This window comes from Streptomyces sp. NPDC059524, assembly GCF_042749255.1.
Taxonomy (GTDB): Bacteria; Actinomycetota; Actinomycetes; order Streptomycetales; family Streptomycetaceae; genus Streptomyces; species Streptomyces xanthii.
The window spans coordinates 25,090-40,001 of record NZ_JBHYTK010000064.1; the positions used below are offsets into that span (position 1 = coordinate 25,090).

Consider the following 14,912-nt stretch of genomic DNA (forward strand, 5'->3'; position numbering starts at 1 on the left):
TCTCCGGCGGGGCTGGCTCTCCTCGGCGCCGGTCCCTCTTGCGATCTGCCCTCGCCCTGCTCCCACCCACCCGCCGCCTCCGGGGGCGCGTCGGCCCGGCGCCTGGCCTTGGGTGGTACTCCGCCCCCGGACTTGCGATCCGGTCGGCCCGCCTTGGGCCTGCGCCCAAGCCCCGGGTACGTACCCGGTCGGCTCGACCCAGCCTTGGGCAGTCTGCCGCCTGGGGCGGCACGGGTGGGCAAGGCGGCACCCCGGTGCCGGGTGCGCGAATCGGTCGGCCCCGGCTACGGCGTCACCGCCGTAGGGGCTGAGCATCGTCCCCGAGTACAGCGCCGTCGTGGCTGGTCGCGCAGTTCCCCGCGCCCCTGAAGGGCACACTCCGTGCGCCCCCCCCAGGGCGGTGGCCTGCCCCGCGTCGGGCCGTCGGGCGCGCCCCGCGACGGAGTCGCTGATGTGGACTCGGCTACATAGCCGCATGCCCCCTGGACGCACTTCGTGCGGTCCAGGGGGCATGCATGGTGTTCGCGTCCCCGCCGGTGAGGCGTCGGGTCAGGACTCCGGGAAGTCGCCCGCGAGGGCCGACGCCATCTTGAGGTGGGGGGCCGCCTCGGCGTCGCGACCCTGGCGCTCGAGCGTGCGGCCCAGCATCAGGCGGGCGTAGTGCTCGACCGGGTCACGCTCGACGATCGTGCGCAGCTCCGTCTCGGCGCGGCGCAGCTGGGCCGAGTGGTAGTAGGAACGGGCCAGCAGGAGGCGCGGTCCGGTCTGCTCCGGGACCTCCTCGACGAGCCCGTCGAGGATCTTCGCCGCGGTCGTGTACTCCTTCGCGTCGAAGAACATCTGCGCACGCTCCCACCGCTCGGCGGCCGATCCGTGCTCGTAGTACTTCTGCTCCACTGTTTCCTCCTTGCCTGACCGCCTCAACCAGGCCCCGGCCGGGCATATTCCCCGGCATGGCAATCATGGACACCTCAGCACCCGACGACCGCGGGCCCGCGTTCCGGCTGGTCCCCGGCAGCCCGCAGTCGCCGGTCGTCCTGCACGTCCCGCACGGCTCTCGCACCGTCCCGCCCCAGGCCAGGGCGGGCCTGCTGCTCGACGACGCGGCGCTGGAGCGGGAGTTGGACCTCATCACCGACGCGCACACGGCGACCCTCGCCGAGCGGGCGGCGGCCGCGACGCCGCCCTCGGCCCCGGCCCCGTGGGTGTTCGTGAACGAACGCTCGCGGCTGGTCGTCGACCCCGAACGCTTCCCCGACGCGCGCGAGGAGATGCGAGCCGTCGGCATGGGCGCCGTCTACACCCGCACGACGCACCGCGCCCCGCTGCGCCCCGAGCCGCCCGCCGACGAGGCCGCGCTCCTGGACACGTACTTCACCCCCTACGCGGAGGCGATGACCCGCGCCGTGGAGGACCGGCTGGCCGCGACCGGCCGCGCCGTGATCGTCGACGTGCACTCCTACCCGAGCCGCGCCCTGCCCTACGAGCTCCACGGCACGGGCCCGCGCCCGCCCGTCTGCCTCGGCACGGACCCCTTCCACACGCCCGCCGCCCTGACCGACCTGGCCCGCAAGGCCTTCGCCCCGCTGGGCGAGAGCGCGCTCGACACCCCGTTCGCCGGCGTCTACGTCCCCCTGCGCCACTACCGGACCGACCCGAGAGTGAGCGCCCTGATGCTGGAACTGCGCCGGGACACGTATCTCGACGAGCCGGTCACCCCGCACGACGGGCTGGACCGGGCCGCCGCCGCGCTCGCCGTCTTCGTCGCGGCCGCGACGGAGTTCACGGAGGTGGCGGGCCGTGGCTGAGACGACCGCGCCCTTCCTCTATGTGATCGTGTGCGCGGCCGGGGCCGCCGACGGGGTCGGGGGACTGATCGGCGCCGCGCAGGACCTCGGCTGGGAGGTCGGCGTCATCGCGACACCCACCGCGCTCGGCAGCGAGTTCTTCGACGTGGACGACGTCGTGACCCGCACCGGCCGCCCGGTCCGCTCGCAGTGGCGCACCCCGGCGGACCCGCGTCCCTTCCCGCCCGCCGACGCGATGGTCGTCGTCCCCGCGACCTTCAACACCGTCAACAAGTGGGCGGGCGGCATCGCGGACACCCTCGCCGTGGCGACACTCTGCGAGGCGTACGGCGCGGGCGTCCCCGTCCTCGCCCTGCCCAGCGTGAACGGCCCGCTGGCGAAGCACCCCGCGTACGAGGCGAGCGTACGGCGGCTGCGCGACATGGGCGTCCGGTTCGTCGAGGGCGACTTCGGCTGGGACGCGGCCCGCGCCGCCCTCGCGCGGCTCCCGGTCAGACGCGTGGAACGGTGACGAGGGACTCCGGGGTCAGATCGGCGAGCGTCGGATAGCCGTCCACGGCCATCGTCAGATCGGCCTCCGCGAGCAGCGACCGCAGGACGTGCACGAGCCCGTCCTCACCGCCGACGGCCAGCCCGTACGCGTACGGACGTCCGACGCCCACCGCGGTCGCGCCCAGCGCCAGCGCCTTGACCACGTCGGCGCCCGAGCGCACCCCGGAGTCGAAGAGCACCGGCAGCCCGTCGGCCGCCTCGACGACTCCGGGCAGCGCGTCGAGCGCGGGCAGCCCGCCGTTGGCCTGGCGGCCGCCGTGGTTGGAGCAGTAGATGCCGTCGACGCCGCCGTCCATGGCCCGGCGTACGTCCTCGGGGTGACACAGGCCCTTGAGGATCAGCGGCAGCTCGGTGAGGGAGCGCAGCCAGGGCAGGTCGTCCCAGGTGAGCGGGTTGCCGAAGACACCGGCCCAGGTGCCGACGACGTCCTGCGGGTCGGTGGACGGCTGCAACTCCCTGAAGCGCCGGTCGGAGGTGTAGTTGGCCAGGCAATGGCCGCGCAGCTGCGGGAAGTTGGAGGTCGACAGGTCCCGGGGGCGCCAGCCGGTGACCCAGGTGTCGAGGGTGACGACGATGCCCTTGAACCCGGCGGCCTCGGCCCGCTTCACGAGGCTCTCGGCGAGCTCCCGGTCGGTGGGCGTGTAGAGCTGGAAGAAGCCCGGGGTGTCGCCGAACTCCGCCGCCACGTCCTCCATGGGGTCGACCGACAGGGTGGACGCCACCATCGGCACCCCGGTGCGCGCCGCCGCCCGCGCCGTCGCCAGATCGCCGTGCCCGTCCTGGGCGCACAGGCCGATCACGCCGACCGGAGCCATGAACAGGGGGGAGGCCAGACGCAGCCCGAACAGGTCGACCGAGAGATCGCGCTGTGCGGCGCCCACCATCATGCGCGGCATCAGCCCGTATCGCTCGAAGGCCCGCGCGTTGGCCCGCTGGGTGCGCTCGTCGCCGGCGCCACCGGCCACGTACGACCAGATCGAGGCGGGCATCGCGGCCTGTGCCCGCTGCTCCAAGGAGACCCAGTCCATCGGCAGCGTGGGGGTCACGCCGCTCAGCCCGTTCAGATAGATCTCGAACTGGTAGTCACCGAACTGCGGGCTCATCGTCCACCTTTCTGAAGTTGACGCCGGATCCGAGTACGGACGCCGCGGGCCCAATCTGCCAGGACGACCCGGTCCCGGCCAAGGGGACTGCACCCACGGGAGCAGCCGAGGGGTGCGTGACTGATTCGGGGGGTCTACACGTATCCACCACGACTCCTCCCCTGGGATGACACACCCCACCGGTGTCTACGCCGAGCGCGGGCTCGGACTCCGACCTGCAGGCTGACGGATCGGTCCCCGGCAGCGGTGACGATGGAAACACGATCCTGCCGACCACTCTGACGTGCGACGACGCACCGTCGGACGGTCGATCCTGCCTCTTCCATCCCCGACGGGAGTCCCTTTCGCCGTGGCTACCTTCCTGTACAAACTAGGACGGCTGTCCTTCCGACGCCGCCGTTACGTCGCCCTCCTGTGGGTGCTGCTGCTCGGCGGGATCGGCTTCGCCTCGTCGGCCGCGCCCGCCCCGCCCGCCGACACCTTCTCCATGCCGGGGACCGAGTCGCAGAAGGCCTTCGACCTCCTCGAGCAGAAGTTCCCCGCCGCGAGCGCCGAGGGTGCGACGGCCCGCGTCGTGATCCGCGCCCCGCAGGGCGAGAAGCTCACCGACCCCGCGCAGAAGACCGAGGTCGAGCAGCTGGTCAAGGCGCTCGGCGCCGGCCCGCAGGTCGCCTCCGTCGCCGACCCCTTCAAGGCGAACGCCGTCAGCAAGGACGGCACGACCGCGTACGCGTCCGTGTCCTACAAGGTCCCCGGGACCGAGCTGACCGACGCCGCGCACGACGCCCTGACCAAGGCCACCGACGAGGCCCGCGCCGACGGCTTCACGGTCGAGTCCGGCGGTGACGCGGTGCAGGCCGAGCAGGAGATGGGCGGCAGCGCCGAGATGATCGGCATCGCCGTCTCCGCCGTCGTCCTCCTGATCACGTTCGGCTCGCTCGTCGCCGCGGGCATGCCGCTGCTCACCGCGATCATCGGGGTCGGCATCGGCGTCTCCGGCATCGCCGCGCTCGGCAGCGTCCTCAACCTCTCCGGAACGACGTCCACGCTCGCGATGATGATCGGCCTCGCGGTCGGCATCGACTACGCCCTGTTCATCGTCTCCCGCTACCGAGCCGAGCTCGCCGAGGGCCGCAAGGGCGAGGAGGCCGCGGGCCGCGCCGTCGGCACGGCCGGCTCCGCCGTCGTGTTCGCCGGACTCACCGTCATCGTCGCCCTCGCGGGCCTCGCCGTCGTCAACATCCCGATCCTCACCAAGATGGGCCTGGCCGCGGCCGCCACCGTCGCGATCGCCGTCCTCATCGCCCTCACGATGATCCCGGCGCTGCTCGGCTTCGCCGGCCGCAAGGTGCTGCGCCGCAAGGACCGCAAGGCTCCCGCGCAGGCCCCGGGCGAGGGCAGGCCCAACCTCGGCACTCGCTGGTCCCGGTTCGTGCTGCGCCGCCCGCTCGCCGTGCTCCTCGTCGCCGTCCTCGGCCTCGGAGCGGTCGCCGTCCCGGCCGCGAGCCTCGAACTCGGACTGCCCGACGAGGGCTCCTCGGCGCCGGACAGCACCCAGCGCAAGGCGTACGACATGCTGTCCGAGTCCTTCGGCGCCGGCTTCAACGGCCCGCTGATGGTGACCGTCGACGGCAACGACGCGGCCGCCGCGGCGAAGACCGTCAGCACCTCGCTCGGCAAGGTCGAGGGCGTCGCCGCCGTCACCCCGGCCCAGGTCAACGAGGCGGGCGACACCGCCATCCTCACCGTCGTCCCGACCACGGGCCCCAGCGACCACGCCACCGAGGAACTCGTGCGGACCATCCGCGCGGACGCCGGGGACTGGTCGGCCGAGACCTCCTCCGAGGTGCTCGTCACCGGCCAGACCGCCATGACGATCGACTTCTCGCAGACCCTCGACGACGCCCTCGTCCCGTACCTGCTGCTCGTCGTCGGCCTGGCGTTCGTCCTGCTGATGCTCGTGTTCCGGTCCGTGCTCGTCCCGCTGAAGGCGGCGCTCGGCTTCCTGCTCTCGGTGGCGGCGGCGCTCGGCGCGGTCGTCGCGGTCTTCCAGTGGGGCTGGCTCGCGGACATCGTGGGCGTCGACCAGCCCGGCCCGATCATGTCGATGATGCCGATCTTCATGATCGGCGTGGTCTTCGGCCTCGCCATGGACTACGAGGTGTTCCTCGTGACCCGGATGCGGGAGGCGTACGTCCACGGGGCGCGGCCCGGACAGGCGGTCGTGACCGGCTTCCGGCACGGCGGGCGGGTCGTCGGCGCCGCCGCGATCATCATGATCAGCGTCTTCTCCGGCTTCATCCTGGAGAACGACGACATGATCAAGATGATGGGCTTCGGCCTGGCCGTGGCCGTCCTGTTCGACGCGTTCGTGGTCCGCATGGCGATCGTGCCCGCGGTCATGGCGCTGCTCGGCCGGTCCGCGTGGTGGCTCCCCAAGTGGCTCGACCGGCTGCTGCCGAACGTCGACGTCGAGGGCGAGAAGCTGCACCGGGACCTGGCCGCGGCCGAACCCGCCCCGGAGGAGCGGGAGTTCGAACCCGTGCGCGGCTGACACGCGGCTGACACGCGACGGATACCCGCACATTCACGCCAACGAGTGAATTGGTGAATGGATGTCCGTCAGCTCCCCCTGGACTGCGCTGTGCTGGACCGAGAGCGCTCGGGACGGTATCGGGGCGACCGGGGAGAACAGGGGGAGCGAATGCGGGTCTTCGTGCTGTGCGCGTGGCTGGTGACGGCGGCGCTCGGGAGCTATCTCGCCACCGTGTGGGTGCGCAACGGGGGGTTGCGCCAGCGCACGCCGGGGGTGACCCGGCTGCCGCTCTGGCTCGTGCTCGGGCACGTGGTGCTCGCCGTCGGCGGGCTCGCCGCGTGGGGGGTGTTCCTGATAGGCGACGCGCGCAGCTCGGCCTGGGCCGCCTGCGCCGTCGTCCTGGTCGTCGCCGCGCTCGGCTTCACGATGCTGCTGCGCTGGCTGCCCAGTTCCGGGCGGCACTCCCAGGCGGGCACGGCCGAGCGGCACTTTCCGCTCGCCGCGGTCGTCGCGCACGGGATGAGCGCGGGGGCGACCGTGCTGCTCGTCGCGATGGTGGTGGTCCGGCGCATGTGACCCGGTCGAATGCGCCCGGTGGACGGATGCCGGGGTGAGTAGGCGGGTTGAGTACGGGGGCTCAGGCCGCGGACGGTCCGGGCGCCGGACGATGGGGTCGACCAGCCCGATGGTCCCGCCGCCCGAGCGCTTCGCAGTCCGGTGCCGGTGCGGGCCATGACTTGTGGAGACCGCATGCTCAGCCGCCTCGCCGACGTCCTGGTGCCCGCCGCCGGACGGTTGACCGTGAGCGCCGACGACGGCGCCGAGTTCGTCCCCGGCAGCATCTTCGTCGCGAACCACACCTCGACCGCCGACCCCGCCGTCGTCCTCGCCGCCCTGCACCGGCTCGGCGCGGAGCCCGCCGTCATGGCGGCCGCGGGGCTGTGGCGGATACCGGTGCTCGGAGCCGCGCTCTCCCGCGAGGGCCACATTCCGGTGCACCGCGCCGACGCCCGCGCGGGCCGCTCGCTCGACCTCGCCGCCGCGGCCCTCGACAGCGGGCGCTCCGTCCTCATCTACGCCGAGGGCGGGCTGCCGCGGCGCCGTGACGCGGGGGAGGCCGAACCGGGGGAGTTCCGCAGCGGGCTGTCGCGCCTCGCCGAACGCACCGGCGCGCCCGTCGTCCCCCTGGGCCAGGCCGGATCGCGGCGCCTCGTCTCGGGCGGCACCGTCAAACAACTCGCGGGCCTCGCCACGGCGCCGCTCCGCCGCCCCGCCCTCCACGTCCACGCCGGCCCCGCGCTGCGCCTGACCGGTGACCGGGTCACCCGCACGGAACGGGCCCGCGAGGCGGTGATCGCGGCGTGGCGGGTGGCGGTGGGACGGCTCGAACCGGGGCGGGTGGGGCGGGGTGGGGGTTTCTAACGCGCCCGGTGCCGAGCGCGGGCCTGATCCAGTGGCTTTCGCCTCGGGCCGTACTCCAGCACCAGGTGTGCTCGCCAGTGTCCGTGGGCGTTCCAGCCGGCCTCGGCCTTCCCTATGGCGCCTCCGCCGTAGGGGCTGAGGATCATCGCCGAGTGCTGCGCCGTCGTGGCTGATCGCGCAGTTCCCCGCGCCCCTGAAGGCACACTTCGTGCGCCCCAGGGGCCATTGGTCCCGCCCGAGACCGAGTTGCTGGTCGACCGTCACCCCGTGCCCTGCCCGCACCATCAGGCGCCCCCCGTGCCGGGCGGCCATGTGGCAAGCCCGCGCGGCCCCCCGTGCCGGGCGGCCATGTAGCAAGCCCGCGCGGCCCCCGTGACGGGCGGCCACGTAGCAGGCCCGCGTCGTGTACCCGTCAGACGCCCTCCATCGAGCGGAGCGCCTCCACCGACAGGCGGGCCGCCGCTCCGATCACCGCGTCCGCCCGGGGCAGCACGCTGTCCGCGCGGGCCGCCTGTGTGAAGACCACGGCCGTGTAGGTGGCGCCGTCCGGCAGTTCCACGACGCCGGCCTCGTGGCGCAGGGAGCCGAGTGTGCCGGTCTTGCCGGCCACGCGGACGCCGTCGTACGGGAATCCGGAGGCGAGGCGGTGGTGCCAGGCCTGGCGGCTCATCACCTCGCGCATGAACGCGCAGCGTTCCGGCGACGCCGCGCGGTCCGTCCAGACGGCGTGCAGCAGGCGCGCGATGTCGGCGGGCGTGGAGGAGGACTTGCGTGCCGGGTCGTACACGTCCTCGGGGACCGTCGCGTCGTTGCTGGCCAGGCGCCGCATCGCCGCGCTCAGCGAACCGGTGCCCGTCTCCTCCACCAGCCGGGCCCACGTGTTGGTGACACCGCCCCGCACCTGGGTGTCGGGCAGTCCCAGGGCGCGGCAGGTCTCTTCGACGACGTCCGGGCCCACCGCGCGGAGCACCGCGTCGGCCGCCGTGTTGTCGGACACCGTCATCATCATCACCACGAGGTCGCGCAAGGACATGGACACGGGGTCGCGGAGGAGGGAGAGCCCGGTGGGCCCTGCCACCCGCCGTGCCGGGTCCAGTGTCACCGGCTGCGCCGGATCGAGCGTGCCCGCGTCGGCGAGCCGGCAGAACGCCACCATCAGCGGCACCTTGTAGACGGAGGCGATCGGCAGCCGCTCGTCCGGGTCGAGCGTCACGGCCGCCTCGGGCCGGCGCAGGTCCGCCACGTGCAGCCAGCCCCTCACCCCCGCGTCCGCGAACAACTCCCGCAGCGCGCGCGTCACCTCGCCGTGCCGGCGCCCCGCGCTCACAGCGCCGCCTCCCGCGCGAGGGCGTCCACGAGGAGCCGCGCCGTGGCGGCGGTCTGCTCGGCGGCCGGACCCCGCGGATCCCAGACCACCCGCAACCGCAGCGGCAGCGCCGGATCGTCGGCCGGACGCCGCGCCACGCCCGCCGCGGCGAGCGTCCGGTCGGCGGTGACCAGGACGGCCTGCCCGGCGGCGACGAGGGCGAGCCCCGCCCGCTCGTCGGAGATCACCACCGTCTCCACCGCACGGCCCCGGCTGGCCAGCGTGTCGACGAACAGGTCGTGCGCGGCCGGCGCCTCCTCGCGCGGCCGCACCGCGACGGGCAGCCGCGGCGCCGACCCGCCGCGCGGCGCGTAGGGGGAGAGCACCCAGGTCGGCACCAGCACCACCTCACCCGCCGCCAGACCGTCGAGCACCGCGGGATGCCGGACGACCGCGACATCGAGCCGGCCCGCCGAGAGGTCGGACAGGAGCGTCGTCGTGGGCGCGGTCGACACGGCGAGCCGGGGCCGTTCCCCGCCGCGGCCGGGCGCCGCCGCCACCGCCGCCGCGAGCGCGGCCGGCACCTCGGGCGCGAACCCGAGCCGCAGCCGCCGCCCGTCGGCCTGCTCACGGGCACCGATCTCCCGCAGCCGCGCCAGCGCCGCGAGCGCCCGCCGGGCGTGCGGCAGCAGCAGCGCGCCCTCGTCGGTCAGCGCGACACCCCTGTCGCGGTCGAACAGTCGCACCCCGAGCAGCGCCTCCAGCCGCCGCAGCCCCTGCGACAGGGGCGGCTGCGTGATCCCCACCCGCTGCGCGGCGGCGCCGAAATGCTCCTCCTCGGCGAGCGCGACGAAGATCTCCAGATGCCGTTCCGTCAGCATTCTGCTCCTGTGGCGTGCGGTGATATGAGTTGTGAATCGGTTCGAGGGTGACAGCGTATTCGACATGGATCCCGGACGCCGGGTTGACTCGAGGGGCCCGGCCCCGTACCGCACGACACCTGAGGAGACCGACTTTGGAGCCCACCGCCACGTCCCCCTCGCGCCGCGCGATCCTCGCCCTCGGCGCGGGCACCGCCCTGGCCGCCACCCTCACCGCCACCCTCACCGCGAGCGGCGCCGCCTCGGCCACCGTCCCGGTCACGACGACGGTGACGACGCCGCGCGGATCCGCCGTCACCGGCCGGCTGCGCGCCCTGGAGCGCCGGTACGCGGCCCGGCTCGGCGTCTACGCCCACGACCTCGGCACCGGCCGCACCGTCCGCCACCGCGCCGGCGAACGCTTCCCCGTGTGCTCCGTGTTCAAGGGCATCGCGGTGGCCGCCGTACTGCGCGACCTCGACCACGACGGCACGTATCTCGCCCGGCGCCTGCGCTATACGCAGGACGACGTCGACAAGGCGGGCCACGCGCCGGTCACCGGCCTGCCCGAGAACGTCGCGGGCGGCCTCACCGTCGCCGAACTGTGCGCCGCCGCCGTCAGCGAGAGCGACAACGCCGCCGCCAACGTGCTGCTGCGCGAGCTCGGCGGCCCCACCGCCGTCACCCGCTTCTGCCGCTCGATCGGCGACGACATCACCCGCCTCGACCGCTGGGAGCCCGAGCTCAACTCCGCCGAACCCTGGCGCCGCACGGACATCACGACCCCGCACGCCGCCGGCCTCACGTACGCGCGGCTCGTCGTCGGCAAGGCCCTCGCACGGGACGACCGGGACCTCCTCACCGGCTGGCTCGTCGCCAACTCGACCAACAAGGCGCGCTTCCGCGCGGGCCTGCCCGCCGACTGGGTGCTCGCGGACAAGACGGGCGGCGGCTCGGACTACGGCGTCGCCAACGACGTGGGCGTCGTCCGGCCCCCCGGCCGCGCGCCGATCGTCCTGTCCGTCCTGTCCACGACCTACGCCCCCGAGGGCCCGTCGCAGAACCAACTGGTCGCCGACGCCGCCCGGGTCGTGGCCGAGCACCTCGTGCCGGGCGCCTGACCTCCGCCTCCGCGACGGGCCGTCGCGCGCGCGTTCGGCCCGTACGGAACGGTGGTGAACATCGCCCGTCCGTGCGTGAAGCTGCCGTCGACACGCCCCTGCCGAGACGTTTCTCCGCCTAGAGTGCGCGGAGTACGGAGTTCGGCGGAAGTGAAGAGGGCGGGTCATGGGGCGTCAGACGCGGTGGTGGAGTGCCGGATTGAGCCTGCTGGCCGTGCTCGCGGTGGGCGGCTGCGCGGCGCAGCAGGACGACGCGGACGGGGCGGCGACCCCGGCGGCCGGGGCGAGCGCCCCGCAGGAGAGCGGCGCCGCGGGCGCGCCCGAGGCCACCGGCACCCTGCCGGGCATGCCGACGGCCCAGCGCGCCCGGCAGCTGCTCACGACGCTGAAGGTGGGCCCGCACGGCTCGATGTCGGGCTACAGCCGGTCCAAGTTCCCGCACTGGGCGGAGCAGGGCGAGGACTGCAACACGCGGGAGACCGTGCTCGCCCGCGACGGCAAGGACGTCGAGAAGGACGCCGAGTGCCGCGCCGTGTCCGGCACCTGGGTCAGCGTCTACGACGACAAGACCTTCACCGACGCCTCCGGCCTCGACATCGACCACACCGTGCCGCTCGCCAACGCCTGGCGTTCGGGCGCCTCGAAGTGGACGCAGGAGGAGCGCAGGACCTTCGCCAACGACCTGACGCACCCGCAGCTCCTGTCGGTGTCCGCCGCGTCGAACCGCTCCAAGGGCGACCAGGGCCCCGACGAGTGGCAGCCGCCGGCCAAGTCCTACTGGTGCGCGTACGCCCGCTCGTGGACCGCGGTGAAGGCGACCTACGCGCTCACCGTTACCGAGGCCGAGAAGAACACCCTCACCGAGATGCTGGACACCTGCTCATGACGGCCGGCGCCGCGGACGACGGCCGGCTGGTCAGCGCGATCGAGGCGGGGCCCGGCGGCGCGATGACCGACGAGGTCGGGGTCATCACCGGGGACGTCACGCTGGCCACGGTCCCGGTGGCGGACGGTCTGGCCCGCGTCGAGATCCAGTACACGGACGCCGACGAGTGGTACACGCTGACCGGCAGCCCGGTCCCCGTACCGCCGGACGGGCTCGCGGCGCTGCACGAGCGGCTCGTCGAGCGGGTGGAGAGCGGCGGCGCCGCGCAGGCCTGAACGATTTCACGCTGCCGCAACGCACCACGCGCCCGACTCCTGTTAGACATGGCAGTCAGACACGACGTCAGACATGACGGGCAGGCCGGTCCGGGGCGGAGGGGGAGTCGCGTGCGACACGACGCCGGCACCGCGCCCGCGCCCCTCACGGTCAATCCCGGCCGGCGCCTCCTGCTGTACACCCGCCCGTACATCGACCTCCAGCGCGTGGCCGCCGCGCTCTGTCCTTCCTGAGCCGCACCCGGAACCCGAACACCCGGACCTCAGGAAGGCACACCCGTGTCCTCAGCACCCTCCGCACCGCTGCACCTCGCCGTCGCGCTCGACGGCACCGGCTGGCACCCCGCGTCCTGGCGCGAGCCCGCGGCCCGGCCCCGCGAACTGTTCACCGCCCGCTACTGGGCCGGCCTCGTCACCGAGGCCGAGCGCGGGCTGCTCGACCTCGTCACCATCGAGGACGGACTCGGCCTCCAGTCCAGCCACTTCCTGGAGCCCGACGACCGCACCGACCAGGTCCGCGGCCGCCTCGACGCGGTCCTGACCGCCGCGCGAGTCGCCCCGCTCACCCGGCACATCGGCCTCGTGCCGACGGCGGTGGTCACGCACACCGAGCCGTTCCACCTGTCCAAGGCCATCGCCACCCTCGACCACGTCAGCTCCGGGCGCGCCGGGGTCCGCGTGCAGATCACCGCCCGCCCCCACGAGGCCGCGCACTTCGGCCGCCGCACGATCGAGCCCATCGACGCCTACGACAGCCCGGCCGCTCAGGACCTCGTCACCGACCTGTTCGACGAGGCCGCCGACTACACCGAGGTGCTGCGCCGACTGTGGGACAGCTGGGAGGACGGCGCCGAGATCAGGGACGCCGCCACCGGCCGCTTCATCGACCGGGACCGGCTGCACCCCATCGACTTCGAAGGCCGCCGCTTCAGCGTGCGCGGCCCGTCGATCACCCCGCGCCCGCCCCAGGGCCAGCCCGTCGTCACCGCTCTCGGCCACCAGACCGTCCCGTACCGGCTCATCGCCCGGCAGGCCGACATCGGCTACGTCACGGCGCACGACCCCGGGCAGGCACGGGCGATCGTCGCCGAGATCCGCGCCGAGCAGGAGGCGGCCGGCCGCGCGGGCGAACCGCTGCACGTCTTCGGCGACGTCGTCGTGTTCCTGGACGAGACGGAGCGCGCGGCCCGCGACCGGCTGTCCCGGCTCGACACCGCCGCCGGATCCCCGTACGAGAGCGACGCCCCCGTCTTCACGGGAACGCCCGCCCAACTCGCCGACCTGCTCCAGGAGTTGCAGGCCGCGGGCCTGTCCGGGTTCCGGCTGCGGCCCGCCGTGCTCGGCCACGACCTGCCCGCGCTCACCCGCGGCCTCGTGCCCGAGCTCCAGCACCGCGGCGCCTTCCGCCGCGCCTACGAGGCCGACACCCTGCGCGGTCTGCTCGGGCTCGCCCGCCCCGCCAACCGCTACGCCACGACCGCCGCCTGAGCCGGACGGAGACCGCACGCCATGAGCAAGCCGCAGAAGCAGATCCATCTGGCCGCCCACTTCCCCGGCGTCAACAACACCACGGTGTGGAGCGACCCGCGGGCCGGCAGCCACATCGACTTCGGTTCCTTCACGCACTTCGCGCGCACCGCCGAACGCGCCAAGTTCGACTTCCTGTTCCTCGCCGAGGGCCTCCGGCTGCGCGAGCACGCGGGGGAGATCTACGACCTGGACGTCGTCGGCCGCCCCGACACCTTCACCGTCCTGGCCGCGCTCGCCGCCGTCACCGAGCACCTCGGACTGACCGGCACGATCAACTCCACCTTCAACGAGCCGTACGAGGTGGCCCGCCAGTTCGCGAGCCTCGACCATCTGACGGAGGGCCGCGCCGCCTGGAACGTCGTCACCTCCTGGGACGCCTTCACCGGCGAGAACTTCCGGCGCGGCGGCTTCCTGCCGCAGGAGGAGCGGTACACGCGCGCCGCCGAGTTCCTCGCCACCGCGCACGAGCTCTTCGACTCCTGGCGCGGCGACGAGATCCTCGCCGACCCGGCGACCGGGACCTTCCTGGGCGACGCGAAGGCCGGCGCGTTCGTGCACTCCGGCCGGCACTTCGACATCCAGGGCCGGTTCAACGTCCCGCGCTCGCCCCAGGGCCGCCCGGTGATCTTCCAGGCGGGGGACTCCGACGAGGGCCGCGAGTTCGCCGCGTCCGACGCCGACGCGATCTTCAGCCGGTACGCGACCCTGGAGGAGGGGCAGGCCTTCTACGCCGACGTCAAACGCCGGCTCGCCCGGTACGGCCGCCGCCCCGAGCAGCTCAAGATCCTGCCCGCCGCGACCTTCGCCCTCGGCGACACCGACGCCGAGGCCGAGGAGCTGGCCCGCGAGGTGCGCCGGCAGCAGGTCAGCGGTGCCACCGCCCTGCGCCACCTGGAGTTCGTCTGGAACCGGGACCTGTCCGCGTACGACCCGGACGGACCGCTGCCCGACATCGACCCGCTGGTCGGCGACGGGCACATCGCCGAGGGCCGGGCCCAGGTCCGGATGTACCGGGACCCCCTCGCCACCGCCCGCGAGTGGCGCGAGCGGGCCGCCGCGCACGGCTGGTCGATCCGCGACCTGGTCATCGACACGGGCAACCGGCAGAACTTCGTCGGCTCGCCGGAGACGATCGCGCGGAGCATCGACGCGCTCGTTCAGGCCGACGCCGCCGACGGATTCATCCTCGTCCCGCATCTGACGCCCGGCGGACTCGACGCGTTCGCGGACCGGGTCGTGCCGCTGCTCCAGGAGCGGGGTGTCTTCCGCACGGAGTACGAGGGACCGACGCTCCGCCACCACCTGGGGCTCGAGCACCCCGACGGGTCCGGGGCCGCGCGGGCCGCCTGATCCGTACGTTCCTCCCTCACGGAGACGAAAGAGAGCCGGGGCGGGGGGGGGCGGGGGGTGGGGTGGGGGCGGGGGTGGGTGTGGTGCGGCGCGCCCCCCCCCCCCCGGCCGATGTCGCCGTCGTCAACACCTGCGGCTTCGTCGACGCCGCAAAGAAGGACTC

15 protein-coding genes are annotated in these 14,912 nt (G+C 73.9%); 11 read left to right on the plus strand and 4 right to left on the minus strand.

Going from position 1 to position 14,912, the window contains the following annotated elements; translation table 11 throughout:
- Nucleotides 1-549: 549 nt before the first annotated feature.
- Nucleotides 550-840: a tetratricopeptide repeat protein gene (locus ACFW9D_RS19520; RefSeq protein WP_384623388.1), complete on the minus strand. Its 291-nt coding sequence runs from the start codon at nucleotides 838-840 to the stop codon at nucleotides 550-552.
- Between the two features lie 122 nt (nucleotides 841-962).
- Here ACFW9D_RS19520 and ACFW9D_RS19525 point away from each other — a divergent pair, with 122 nt between their 5' ends.
- Nucleotides 963-1,808 carry an N-formylglutamate amidohydrolase gene (locus ACFW9D_RS19525; protein ID WP_384623390.1) on the plus strand — a complete coding sequence of 282 codons (846 nt, stop codon included), beginning with the start codon at nucleotides 963-965 and terminating at the stop codon, nucleotides 1,806-1,808.
- The gene (locus ACFW9D_RS19530) at nucleotides 1,801-2,319 is read left to right on the plus strand and encodes a flavoprotein (RefSeq protein WP_384623366.1); all 519 of its coding nucleotides are present in this window, start codon (nucleotides 1,801-1,803) and stop codon (nucleotides 2,317-2,319) included. The genes ACFW9D_RS19525 and ACFW9D_RS19530 overlap by 8 nt, the downstream gene beginning before the upstream one ends.
- Here the strand turns inward: ACFW9D_RS19530 and ACFW9D_RS19535 are convergent.
- Complete coding sequence (locus tag ACFW9D_RS19535; protein ID WP_384623368.1) at nucleotides 2,300-3,463, minus strand: alpha-hydroxy-acid oxidizing protein; 1,164 nt, start codon at nucleotides 3,461-3,463, stop codon at nucleotides 2,300-2,302. The two genes, ACFW9D_RS19530 and ACFW9D_RS19535, sit on opposite strands and share 20 nt — an antisense overlap.
- Before the next feature lie 349 nt (nucleotides 3,464-3,812).
- Here ACFW9D_RS19535 and ACFW9D_RS19540 point away from each other — a divergent pair, with 349 nt between their 5' ends.
- From ACFW9D_RS19540 to ACFW9D_RS19550, 3 genes are all read left to right on the plus strand, one after another.
- Nucleotides 3,813-6,017, plus strand: coding sequence for an MMPL family transporter (locus ACFW9D_RS19540; protein WP_384623369.1), 2,205 nt, complete (start codon nucleotides 3,813-3,815; stop codon nucleotides 6,015-6,017).
- Between the two features lie 150 nt (nucleotides 6,018-6,167).
- Complete coding sequence (locus ACFW9D_RS19545) at nucleotides 6,168-6,575, plus strand: hypothetical protein (RefSeq protein WP_188335600.1); 408 nt, start codon at nucleotides 6,168-6,170, stop codon at nucleotides 6,573-6,575.
- 174 nt (nucleotides 6,576-6,749) lie between these two features.
- Nucleotides 6,750-7,421 (plus strand): lysophospholipid acyltransferase family protein, encoded by a 672-nt coding sequence (locus tag ACFW9D_RS19550; RefSeq protein ID WP_384623371.1) that lies wholly within the window; start codon nucleotides 6,750-6,752, stop codon nucleotides 7,419-7,421.
- Between the two features lie 412 nt (nucleotides 7,422-7,833).
- Here ACFW9D_RS19550 and ACFW9D_RS19555 read toward each other — a convergent pair whose 3' ends face one another.
- Nucleotides 7,834-8,748, minus strand: coding sequence for a serine hydrolase (locus ACFW9D_RS19555; RefSeq protein WP_384623373.1), 915 nt, complete (start codon nucleotides 8,746-8,748; stop codon nucleotides 7,834-7,836).
- The gene (locus ACFW9D_RS19560) at nucleotides 8,745-9,608 is read right to left on the minus strand and encodes a LysR family transcriptional regulator (RefSeq protein ID WP_384623375.1); all 864 of its coding nucleotides are present in this window, start codon (nucleotides 9,606-9,608) and stop codon (nucleotides 8,745-8,747) included. The genes ACFW9D_RS19555 and ACFW9D_RS19560 overlap by 4 nt, the downstream gene beginning before the upstream one ends.
- A 134-nt stretch (nucleotides 9,609-9,742) precedes the next feature.
- Here ACFW9D_RS19560 and bla point away from each other — a divergent pair, with 134 nt between their 5' ends.
- From bla to ACFW9D_RS19590, 6 genes are all read left to right on the plus strand, one after another.
- On the plus strand, nucleotides 9,743-10,708 hold the full coding sequence (gene bla / locus ACFW9D_RS19565; protein ID WP_384623377.1) for a class A beta-lactamase: 966 nt from the start codon (nucleotides 9,743-9,745) through the stop codon (nucleotides 10,706-10,708).
- Nucleotides 10,709-10,874: 166 nt separating this feature from the next.
- Nucleotides 10,875-11,594 (plus strand): HNH endonuclease family protein, encoded by a 720-nt coding sequence (locus ACFW9D_RS19570; protein WP_188335595.1) that lies wholly within the window; start codon nucleotides 10,875-10,877, stop codon nucleotides 11,592-11,594.
- Complete coding sequence (locus ACFW9D_RS19575) at nucleotides 11,591-11,869, plus strand: hypothetical protein (protein ID WP_188335594.1); 279 nt, start codon at nucleotides 11,591-11,593, stop codon at nucleotides 11,867-11,869. Before ACFW9D_RS19570 ends, ACFW9D_RS19575 begins: the two co-directional genes overlap by 4 nt.
- Nucleotides 11,870-11,980: 111 nt before the next feature.
- Nucleotides 11,981-12,103: a putative leader peptide gene (locus ACFW9D_RS19580; RefSeq protein ID WP_384623379.1), complete on the plus strand. Its 123-nt coding sequence runs from the start codon at nucleotides 11,981-11,983 to the stop codon at nucleotides 12,101-12,103.
- Between the two features lie 45 nt (nucleotides 12,104-12,148).
- The gene (locus ACFW9D_RS19585) at nucleotides 12,149-13,357 is read left to right on the plus strand and encodes an LLM class flavin-dependent oxidoreductase (RefSeq protein ID WP_384623380.1); all 1,209 of its coding nucleotides are present in this window, start codon (nucleotides 12,149-12,151) and stop codon (nucleotides 13,355-13,357) included.
- A 21-nt stretch (nucleotides 13,358-13,378) separates the two neighbouring features.
- The gene (locus tag ACFW9D_RS19590; protein ID WP_384623382.1) at nucleotides 13,379-14,749 is read left to right on the plus strand and encodes an NtaA/DmoA family FMN-dependent monooxygenase; all 1,371 of its coding nucleotides are present in this window, start codon (nucleotides 13,379-13,381) and stop codon (nucleotides 14,747-14,749) included.
- Nucleotides 14,750-14,912 lie beyond the last annotated feature (163 nt).

Coding starts and splice junctions, on each gene's coding strand:
- ACFW9D_RS19520 (WP_384623388.1), bottom strand. CDS start 840: ATGTTCTTCGACGCGAAGGAGTACACGACCGCGGCGAAGATCCTCGAC.
- ACFW9D_RS19525 (WP_384623390.1), top strand. CDS start 963: ATGGACACCTCAGCACCCGACGACCGCGGGCCCGCGTTCCGGCTGGTC.
- ACFW9D_RS19535 (WP_384623368.1), bottom strand. CDS start 3,463: ATGAGCCCGCAGTTCGGTGACTACCAGTTCGAGATCTATCTGAACGGG.
- ACFW9D_RS19545 (WP_188335600.1), top strand. CDS start 6,168: ATGCGGGTCTTCGTGCTGTGCGCGTGGCTGGTGACGGCGGCGCTCGGG.
- ACFW9D_RS19550 (WP_384623371.1), top strand. CDS start 6,750: ATGCTCAGCCGCCTCGCCGACGTCCTGGTGCCCGCCGCCGGACGGTTG.
- ACFW9D_RS19560 (WP_384623375.1), bottom strand. CDS start 9,608: ATGCTGACGGAACGGCATCTGGAGATCTTCGTCGCGCTCGCCGAGGAG.
- ACFW9D_RS19570 (WP_188335595.1), top strand. CDS start 10,875: ATGGGGCGTCAGACGCGGTGGTGGAGTGCCGGATTGAGCCTGCTGGCC.
- ACFW9D_RS19575 (WP_188335594.1), top strand. CDS start 11,591: ATGACGGCCGGCGCCGCGGACGACGGCCGGCTGGTCAGCGCGATCGAG.
- ACFW9D_RS19590 (WP_384623382.1), top strand. CDS start 13,379: ATGAGCAAGCCGCAGAAGCAGATCCATCTGGCCGCCCACTTCCCCGGC.